Annotated in this window: 3 protein-coding genes; all 3 read right to left on the minus strand. The window is 69.0% G+C overall.

Annotation, left to right across the window (positions count from 1 at the left end):
* Window positions 1-127: 127 nt before the first annotated feature.
* Window positions 128-631 carry a hypothetical protein gene (locus tag ACWD4U_RS34220; RefSeq protein WP_363462045.1) on the minus strand — a complete coding sequence of 168 codons (504 nt, stop codon included), beginning with the start codon at window positions 629-631 and terminating at the stop codon, window positions 128-130.
* Window positions 631-6,966: an RHS repeat domain-containing protein gene (locus ACWD4U_RS34225; protein WP_363462047.1), complete on the minus strand. Its 6,336-nt coding sequence runs from the start codon at window positions 6,964-6,966 to the stop codon at window positions 631-633. The genes ACWD4U_RS34220 and ACWD4U_RS34225 overlap by 1 nt, the downstream gene beginning before the upstream one ends.
* 382 nt (window positions 6,967-7,348) lie before the next feature.
* On the minus strand, window positions 7,349-10,456 hold a 3,108-nt coding region (locus ACWD4U_RS34230; RefSeq protein WP_363462049.1), incomplete at its 5' end, for a hypothetical protein.

Consider the following 10,456-nt stretch of genomic DNA (forward strand, 5'->3'; position numbering starts at 1 on the left):
GTGTTTTAATCTGTTTTTATATTCCTATCAACCCCCCGCGGGCCCCCCACCCCGGTGGCCCCGGCGGCCCGGGGGCCCACAACCCCCGCCCCCCCCCCCCCCCCGCCCCCCCCCCCGACTGGCATTGCTAGACCTTCAGGGAGGCCCCGTAGACCACGGGCGTGGACGGATCGGTGAGATCCACGAGGACCGATCGAGTCGGAGCATGCGGATCCGAGTCGACTCCTGGGACCACCAGCCCCCGCAGCGATTCGGGCTTCGGGAACTGCCAGCCCGCGTCACGCACCGCTGCGGTGCTGAGCGCGAAGTCCGGACTTCCCAAATCCGCCTCGTTCCTGCCCAGTCCGGACAGGAACGCACCCAGGCCCTTGGCATCGGTCCGGAACGACACCCAGAACGCGGAGCTGCCGATGTCCCGGTCCTCCGCATACACGGCCTGCTCCGCACCGGCCGGAACCTGCAGGCCGTAGCCGGCCGCAAGGCCGGCAGCGGGAATCCCACTGGCCGATGCCCGCGCCGTCGGTTCGGCGCGGGTGCCGTCCGATCCGGCACCCACCGCCGAACCGCACGCGGCCAGCGCCAGGGCGGTCAGCGGCGACAGCAGGAGTACAGAGAGGTGTCTTCTGGTCATCAGGGCATTCCCCGCCTGAGAGTCGCCCCGTAGACGTTGAAGTCACGAGCCAGACCAACGGTGTTGAGGTGGGCGATCTCAGGCTGGGTGAGGTGGATCCAGAACTTGTCCAGGTCCCCGCGGCCTTCGCTCGGGATTCCCCAGTCGTAGCGCTTGCGGACCTCGAGCTCGTACTGGCCCGGCTCCGCGGCCGAGGTGACCCGCCACTGGAAACCGTTCAGCGCATAGTACCAGTCGAGGCTTTCCTTCTCGCTGGCGCGCGTGCTGACCCAACCGGAGTCGTAGGTCGACGCGCCCTTCTTCTTCACCTCCTGCAGGTAGGTGTCCACCTCCTTCTTGAATCCGGGAATGTCGCCGATCATCTCGTTCGGATCGACGGTGTAGTCGTCACCGCTTCCGTCGAGGAAGTGCCGCAGGAGCTTCGAGGTGTTGTCCCACCCCTTCAGGTTGGCGCCACTGACAACCTGGTAGAGGAGGTTCCTGACCTTCATGTCGTGCGGACCCGGCTTGTGGATGTTGTACTCACGGCTCTCGGTGTCGGTGTAGTCGTCACCGGCGTCGTGCTCCAGCTCCCACATCCGGTGGTGGTAGTCCTCGGCCGCCTGCGCCTTCTCCTGCTGCCGGTGGAGCCGCTCGGCGTTCTGCTTGGCCGGCTCGCTGCACTCGTGCGTGTCGCACCAGATGCCGTCCGGGTCGGTTCGCAGGCCCTTCGGGTCACTCTTGCCGACTGGGTCACTGCTCGCGTAGGTGTAGCCGCCGAGCTGCTGGGAGTCATTGGCCTGGAACAGCGGGTCGACGCTGACGAACCGTCCGGTGACCGGGTCGTACTGGCGTGCGCCGAGAACGGTGAGTCCTGTGGTGGTGTTGCTGGGCGCGTTGAGGAACCCGCGGTTGTCCGCCCAGGTGGCCGCGGTGCCGCGGGGAGCGCCGTAGGGGGTGAACTGGCGCCAGGTCGGCGTCTGGGCGGTGCTGTCGAGGGTCAGGGTCGCCGTGCCGTGTGGGTCGGCGATCTCGAACCGGTAGTTGGTGCCGAACCCGGTGCGGACGACAGTGCCGCCGCCCGGCAGAGCCGTGTAGCGGACGCCGGTGACCGCACCGCCGGCCACGGTGAGCTGCTCGCCGGACAGGTACAGGACCGTGGAGGCCGGGTCCTTCTGGAGAAGCACTTGCCCGTTGGCGTCGTAGACGTAGGTGGTGTCGCCGGCCGTGCCGTGGACCTTGGTGAGGCGTCCGGCGTCGTCCCAGGTGAGGGTCTGCGCGCCGTTGGCGGGGGTGGTCCGCTGGGTCGTGTTGCCCGCGGTGTCGTAGCCGAAGGTCGAGCTGTTGCTGGTGGAGGTCAGGGTGTGGGCCTGGCCGGTGTTGTTGCCGTTGTAGGTGTAGGTGGTGGCGGTGTCCGCGCCTCCGGTGGTGGAGTGTTCGGTCTGGTTGGTGCGGTTGCCCAGCGGGTCGAACTGCCAGTCGGTCCAGTACGAGCCGTTCGCGATCGCGTCGCCCACCTGGGAGTGGTTGAGCGCGGTCGGGTTGGCGGCGCAGGAGTCGGTGGCGGTCCACGCCTGGGTGAGCCGGTCGAGTTGGTCGTAGCTGTAGCACTGCGTCTCGGTCGTGGCACCGAGGCGGGTGGAGGTCTGGCGGACGGTGTTGCCGGCCAGGTCGTAGTCGTAGTGCTGCTTGTCGACGTCGCTCGGCGTCCCGGTGTTCGAACGCGACACCAGTTGGTCGGTCAGCCGACCCGTGTGCGGGTCGATGGTGTTGGTGATGTACGCCAGGTTGCTGCCGGTGCCGAGCGTGGTCTGCTCGACCCGCCCGTACGCGTCGTAGCTGGTGCCCTGGGCGTAGCCGGTGGTACCGGAGGTCGCGCCGTTCGGGAGGTCGAACGCGGTCGCGTAGGTCCGGGTGACGGTCTCCAGCGGGAGCCCGCCGCCGGCCGGCGACTGATCGGTGTACGGCAGGCCCTTGATCGCCGTGTAGACGTGCTTGAACGTGTAGGGCTTGGCGATCAGCGCGTCCTCACCCACCGGAATGGTGATCGTTTCACCGAGCGACTTGCCCATCGCAGTGAAGCCGAGCGCCTGGGTGGTGTACGCGCGGCCGCCGTCGTAGGAAGTGACGGTGGTGGTCTGGCCGATGGCGTTGGTGACGCCGGCGACGGTGTTGTCGTTGTCGTAGACCCACGAGGCGAGCTGGTTCGCCGAGCCCTTGGTGGCGAGCGTGGCCGCGTAGCTGCCGGTCTTGCGGTTCACCGCGTCGTAGGTGGAACTGACGCTCTTTCCGCGGGAGTCGGTGCTCTGCACGAGATTGCCCGCGCCGTCGTACAGCATGCTGCTGACACCGGCGTCGGGGTCGTTCTTGGCCACGGCCTGGCCGAGCAGGTTGTAGGTGGTGGTCCAGGTCGAGCCGTTGGCGGTGACGGTGCTCTGCTTTCCGTGGCCGTCGAAGCCGTAGGTGATCGCCTGGCTGGTCCCGCCACTAACGCTGTACGTGCCGGTGAAGGAGTCCGCGGGGGCGTTCAGCGTCGGGCGGGCCGTGTAGTCGTCCAGCTCGGCCGTGCGGCCCAGCGGATCGGTGACGGTCGTCTTCACCGTGCCGCCCGCGGGCGGGATCACGATGGTGCGGTCACCGCCATAGACGGTGGTGGTGACCTCCTTCGCCTGCGCGTACTGGTAGGAGGTGTCGACGACCGTCCGGCCGAGGCCGTCGTAGGTCGGGACGCTCTGGCTGGGGATCTTCGAGTCCTGCGGCATCGAGGCGACCGACAGGGACGGCGAGTTGTCCGGGTCCCAGTACGGGTTGTTCTTCTTGCGTACCCAGCCGCGCGAGTCGTAGAACGACTCGGTGATAAGCCGTCCGCCCTTGGGCGTCGGCGCCTGGGTCTGCCGCACCCGGCCCAGCGAGTCGTAGATGCTGTATGAGGTCACGTAGCCGAGCGAGTCGTTCAGCGACTGCGTCGTCGTCCCCGACACGCCGGTCTGCGACACGGTGTAGGTGTAGAGCGTGTTCGCCGGGTCGCTGGTGACCCGGGAGTTCTGCCACACCGAGACCAGTCGGCCGAGCACGTCGTAGCGCGACGTCGCCACCACGCCGTTGGCATCCGTCGCCGTCAACGTGAGCCCCCTCGCGGGCGCTTGCGTATTGGTGGCCGTCTGGTTCTTCGCGTTGGTGACGGACTGACCGGTCGTCAGTCCGACCGCGTTCATGGTGTAGGCCGTCGTCGTAGCGTTGCCGTTGCCGTCGTAGCTGACCAGCGGGCGGCCGTAGCCGTCGAAGGTACCCCGCGAGACGGTCTGCCAGGTGAAGGCACCACCCGAGTAGTCCGCGGCCTTGCGGGTCATGGTGACGTTGCCGACCGTGGGCGCGTTGGTCTGCGGGAAGGCCGTCGAGTAGGTCGCGTCGTCGTAGAAGGTTTGCTGTGCGGAGACGACCTGCGCCGGGCGGTTCACCAAGGACGGCGCGCCCAGCGTGTTGGTGGAGCCGGGCACCGACGGCTTCGCGCCCTGGGTGTATCCGGAGCACGCCACCGAGTCGGTCTCCTGGGAGGCCACGAGGCCGACCAGGTTGAGCGAGGTGTTCGCCGGGGCGTAGGTGGTCGTGGCGCAGGTGTCGTAAGCAGGGTTCACCGGCACGGTGTGCGTGTAGGTCGCGTTCAGCAGGCCGAAGTTCACATCACTGACGGTCGCGTTGTAGCTGGAGTCCGTCTCGGTGTACCGCCAGCCCGAGGTGACCGCCTGCCGGGTGAACGTCTCGACCGGCTTGACCGTGTTCGCGGTCAGCGCCGGCAGACCGGTGCGGTTGCGCGTGGCCGTCGCGGACGAGACCCAGTACGAGGTGATGGTGGAGCTGTCGACCGCGCCCCCGTCCCCCTTGTAGCTGCTGGTCTCCAGCGCGCTGCCGCTGAGCTGGGCGCTGTCGGGGCGGACGCCGCCCTGCGAGTCGGTGACGCTGACGCTGCGGTTGGTGGTCGGGGTCAGGTAGTCCCCGTCCATGCCGCGGTAGTAGTCCGTGACCGACTTCGTCCTGCGGTCGTTCGCCCCGTCGCCGGTGCGGGTGATGACCGTGCCGTAGCCGCGGAACTGGCCCCAGGTGCGGTACTTGGCCTGCACGACCTCGTTGTCGTCGTAGTGCCAGGCCGCGCCGCCGGTGTACTCGTAGCTGGTGGCCTTCTGCAGGGCCCCGCCGGTGGCGTCCGCCTCCAGCACCTGGGTCACCGCGTACTTCTCGAACCAGTCCATGACCGGCGCGCTGTAGAACTTCGGCGTCCAGCTGACGGGATAGCAGGAGTTCGTGTTGGACGAGGCGTTCGCGGAGGCCACGTACGCCGCGGTGCACGCGTTCGGCAGACCGTAGGTGATGCCGGTGACCGCGCCGAGCTCGGAGGTGATCGAGGTCAGGCGGTAGCGGAACATGCCCGGGAAGTTGGCAGTGTCGACGCGGTTCTGCATCGTCGTTCCGCCGAACTTCACCGCCGGCAGCGCGAGGGAGCCGGAGCCGCCCGCCGAGGTGTCGGCGCCCGTGTGCGTGATGCTTGCCAGCCACAGGGTCGGCGAGGTGCCGTCACCCGTGGGGGGCTCCGTCTGCGCGAGGTCCCAGGTGTCGACCGGCTTGTACTGCGAACTCGCCGTGTCGTACTGCTGGGTGACGATCTGCTTCAGCCGCGCGGTCGAGAACATCGACGGCGACTTCGGCGAGCAGGTCGCACCCTGGTTGCAGATCAGGTCGAACGGCACGTCCGGGTACTGCGTCGCGTTGTTCGCCGCCGAGATCGGGTCGCACGTCGTGGCGACACAGCGCGAACCCGTGATGAACGAGACCTGGTCCGGGACGGTGCCGTACGCGCCGCCGTCCAGGAAGCCGTAGTCGATCCGGGCGAGGTACGAGTCGCGCACGTACTTGGTGTTCGACGCGCCGTTGTTCTGGCCGTAGTAGTTGGTGTCCTGCGTGTAGTAGTACGCCATCGCGGCGCCCCGGACGTCCTTCACGTAGTCCAGGTGCCACTTGTACGCCATCGTGCACACCGAGGCGTCGAAGCCCGAGGCGTTGTAGCACGGGTCGCCCGAGTGCGAGGAGTACACCGGCATCGAGTCGACCGAGTTGGTGACCGCCCTGCCGGAGCTCCACCCCGGCAGCTGGTTGCGCCCGAAGTAGTAGACCGTGCCGGAGCGGTCCGTGACGGTCCAGTAGTCCGTGTTGTACGTGCCCGTCCCGTTGTTCGAGCCCGTGACGTGTGCGACCTTGGAACCGTCGTCGGCGGCCAAGGCGAACGTGCCCTTCGCGGCGTCGTAGACGATCGACGTGGACGCACCGTTCAACGACAGCGTCAGAACCTGGCCCGCGTAGCATTCGTCGGACGTCGCCTTCGGCGAGGCCGAGCCCTCCGGCTCGTCCGAGCACGACGTGAAGGTCTGCTGAATGAACGACTCCGGCGTCGACCAGCCGTCGCCGACCCACGAAGCCTGTGCCTGCGTGCTCGCCGTCTTGCCGTCGACCTCCGCCGAGTCGTAGCCCAGGGCGATCTTCGGCACGAGAGTGGTGGCCGCACCGGCCGTGGTCAGCGGATACGAGTAGGTGAAAGAGCCACCCGAGCCGCCACCGGTCCAGCTTCCGGCCGGACTCAACGCGCTGGCGGCGTATGAACCGGCCGACGAGCCGCCGTCGTCCGATCCTGAGGCCGCGGCCAGCACCATCGGCGCCGAGGCCGAAGACGCCTGCACCGCCGAGGCGTTGCCCGACCAGACCGCCGGAACGACCTTCCCGGTGTCGGTCGCGCTCGCCTTCACCGCACCGGAAGCGCCGAGGTCGACCTCCGCCGACACCGACTTCCCCGCCGCATCACGATCGGTCGCCAGCGGCGTCCTCACCTGACACGCCGCCACCTCCGGCGTGGTCAGCGCACACGCGGGCAGCGAGACGAGCTGCAGCCGCGACGCCCAGTTGCCGCCCAGCGCCTCCGCGAACGCGGAGTAGTCGACCCCGACCCGCACCTTCCCGTGCGCGTCACCGCCGTCCACCGTGAACACCACGCCCGACACACCCAGTTGGGCAGCCTTCGCCTGGTCCAGCACCTTCACGTCCGCGCCCGGCGCGGACGATCCGGCACTGCCCTTCACCCACACCGGCGTCCCCGACGCCTGCGACTTCGCACCCGGAGCAGCCGACGCCGCCCGACCCGAAGCCGCCTTCGGCCACGCCACCGCCTTCGGCACGAACGCCCGCTTCGCGTCGTCCGGCACCTCGATCTTCCTGGCCGCGAGGGACTTGACCCCCTTGACCGCCGCCGCACCCGGAACCCCCGGCTTCGACAGCGGCGCAGCGAACGCCGGAGCCGCCGTCAACGAGGCCACCAGGGCCGCGATGGACAGCGCCCCCAGACTCCTCAGCAGCGGCGGCGGGCCGGACAGCCATCTCGGTCGCCCCCTTCGGGGACGAATCAATTCGGAACTGGGCATGCGAAAGCCACCCCTCCTTGCTGCGCTGCCCCATGGGCAGCGTCACCCCCCGGCGCACCAGCCGGCTCGGCAGCGACTATGACAGTGCACGACCCGTTAGGTCACGGGGAATTCGGGGAAAGATCGTTGGACTTGGTGAAGTCGTTACGATTGCGGCTCAGGCAAACTCGGCATCCGGCAGCAAAACCTGACAATCCGTCAATGAGAGCTACATGCTCGTCACAAACGCAGTGCCCCGCCACCTTGCGGTGGCGGGGCACTGTCAGGTGATCGGGTGTCAGTTGTTGGTGCCCGAAGCCCAGATCGGGACGCCGTCCGAGCTGTAGATCACCAGGTTGCCGTCCGGCTGGAGGAACATGCAGTCACCGGCCGAGACGACCATGGCCGCCCAGACACCGGTGCCGGCCTGGTGGGCCTGCTGCTGGTAGATGCCGAAGTTGCCGTCGCGCTGGAGGGTGAGGGCGGCGTTCGGGTAGCCCGAGCTGCCGACGCTCCAGGTGGAGCCGTTGGCCTTGGTGATGGTGAGGAGACCGGAGTTGAAGGTCATCGTGGCGCGGGAGGTGCTCCAGGACGAGCCGGTCGAGTAGTTGGTGTCGTCACTGGGGAACAGGACGTAGCCCGGGGTTCCGGAGAGCAGCGCGACCTGGTTGGGGGTGAGCGTCGTGCCGGCCCAGGTCTGGACGTTGGAGACGGCGCCGTTGAAGAAGGTCCGGTGGCCGCCGCTGTACATGTAGTCGCCGACGCGGAAACCGCCGGTGAAGCCGGCCACCGGGTCGTGGGAGCCGTAGCCCACCTCGATGCCGTTGATGTACAGCGCCATGACCTTGGTGCTCGCGTGGTAGGTGACCGTCAGGTGGGTCCAGACGCCGATCTGCGCCATGCCGCCGCCGACGCCCGCGTGGACGCAGTCGTAGGTCCAGGCACTGCTGTCCGCCTTGGACATGCAGAAGTACCACTGCTTCGAGTTCGCGTCCGCGTAGACGATGAACCCGGCCGAGCTGGTGCCGTCCTGGGAGAGGACCACGCCGTCGACGGCGTTGGGCTTCACCCACACCGAGGCGCTGAAGTCCGCGGAGAGGGTCGCGGCCGGGGTGGTGGTCGACAGGACGCCCGCGCCGGTGCCGTTCAGGTGGACGTCGGGGTTGAAGAGGTCCTTTCCGCTCCAGGTCGCGCCGGTGTCGCCCGACAGCGGCAGCGCTCCGGCGCTGTCGCCGGCGGAGGTCGCCCGGCTGCCCTCGGTCCCGCCCTCGCTCAACGCCCAGCTGTGGGTCGGCGCGACCAGCAGCTGCGAGGGGAGGGTGCTGAACGCGGTGCCGTTGAAGACGTTCGCGGTGACCTTGCCGGTGCCGTCGACGGACCACAGGTCGGCGGTGCCGTCGCGGTTGATGTCGGCGGCCTGCAGGACCGGCTTGGCGGCGGAGGTCCAGCCGCTGGCGGCGAGCTTGACCGGCGTGTTGGGCGTCGGGTTGGTGCCCTGCAGCGGGACGGCCGCCAGGTTGGCGAGGACGGTCGGGCTGTAGTACCAGAGCTCGCCGGTGGTGGTGTTGCGGGCGTACAGCGCCGGCAGGTTGTTCACCAGCGCGGTGGTGATGGTCCAGCCGGTCCAGTCGGCACCGCCGGCCGGGTTGGTCGAGGTCAGCGCGACGCTCGCGTCCGCGGCCGGGTAGGCGCCCGGGGTACCGACGCCGTTGGTGAGGGCGAGCTGGCCGTTGAACACCATCAGCAGGCCGGGGATGCCGACGGGGTCCTCGTGGACGATCTCGTACAGGGCCCCGGCGTTGGCGACCTGGGTGGCCTTGGCGCCGCCCTGGCCGGAGGTGAAGGCGACGGCGTTGACGTTGACCTGGGAGCCGGAGTTCGGCGTCAGGGCGGAGCCGTCGCCGGCGCCGTAGAGGATGTGGCCGGTGCCGTTGGCCGGGTTGTACTGCAGGACGTCGTTGAAGCCGCCGCCGCTGCGGAAGTGGCCGACGATCGCCTGGGAGCCGTTCCAGTCGGCGGCCGCGCCGGGCGTGTTGGCGCCGGTGCCCTGGATGCCGATGTTGTTCACCGCGGTGTTGACGCTGTCGGCCGTGGCGCCGGACGAGAGCCAGAGGCCGGACGGCAGGCCGGCCTGGTTGCCGACCAGGGCGAGGTCGGCGCGCCCGGTGCCGGTCAGGTCGTTCTCCGCCGCGGCGGCGGGAGCGGTCGCGTTGACCACCAGGACGGCCGTGTCGCCGATGTTGCCGCCGGCCGAAACCGCGGTCACCGACAGGGTGTTGACCGCACGGCTCGGCTTGATCGCGGCGTTGGCGGAGCCCGACACGGCGGCGACCGACACCGGCGACGCGCCGTTGAGCTGGTACAGGAAGCTCGCCGGCGCACTGCCCGTCGCGTTCGCGGTGAACGTGAACGTGGCCGCGGTGCCGACCGTGTAGGACGGGTTCGCCGCCTGGGTGATGGTCGGGGCACCGGGGACCGTCGGGTCGAAGGTGAACTGGCAGGTGCTGCTGACCGGGCTGGTGGCGCTGCCGTCGCTGGTGTAGACGTTCCAGTTGAAGGTCGTCTGGGCGCCGTTCGCCGCGGCGGCGAGGGTGGCGCGCGGGATGACGAACGCGGAGGTGGTGCCCGCGGTGGCGGCGAGGCTGCCGGTGGAGGAGGAGGCGACCACGGTGCCGTCGCTCTTCTTGAGCGTGAAGGCGACGCCGAGGCTGCCGCCGTCCTGGTCGTTCACCCCGGCGTAGAGGACGACGTCACCGTTGCCGATCACGCTGGGCGGGTTGGCACCGCAGACCGTGGCGGGCGAGGTGCTCAGCGAACCGGGCGCGGTCGGCGCGTGGTTGTAGGTGGTGGAGATCGACATCGAGGACGGCTGGAACTTCTTCCAGCCGTACGAGTCGCCCTCGTCACCGGCCCGCAGACCGAGCGTGATGTCGGACTTGCCGCTGGCGACGGCGCTCTGCATCGCGCCGGTCATGGTGAAGCCGACGGACTGAGCGGGGCAGCTACTGCTGTAGCCGTGCGCCTCGTTCTTGGTGTCGAGGCGGGAGATCAGGCCGGGCTGGTTGTTCCAGGTGGTGCCGGAGCCGATCGAGCCGGTCCACCACAGCTCGACGTTGCGGCCGGAGCACGACGGCGACCAGGTCTCGGTCGCGTAGAAGGTCGAGGAGCTGATCTGCGCGCCGGCGAGTTCGGGCGCGACGCTCATCTGGGCGAACGCGCGGCCCACGTAGTACGGGGACTCCCAGCCGTTGTAGCCGACCCGCAGGCCGGTGGAGTCGCTGGTGCGCCAGTAACTCTGGGAGGGGAACGCCGAGCTGACGTAGGTCCAGTTCTGGCCCCAGCCACCCGCCGAGTACGACGGGTCGATGTACAGCGGCCAGACGGTGTCCTTGCCGGCGAGCAAGTC

The organism is Kitasatospora sp. NPDC002522, from assembly GCF_053595195.1.

Excerpts from the sequence above, each read along its gene's own strand:
- ACWD4U_RS34220 (WP_363462045.1), bottom strand. The coding sequence starts at position 631 with ATGACCAGAAGACACCTCTCTGTACTCCTGCTGTCGCCGCTGACCGCC.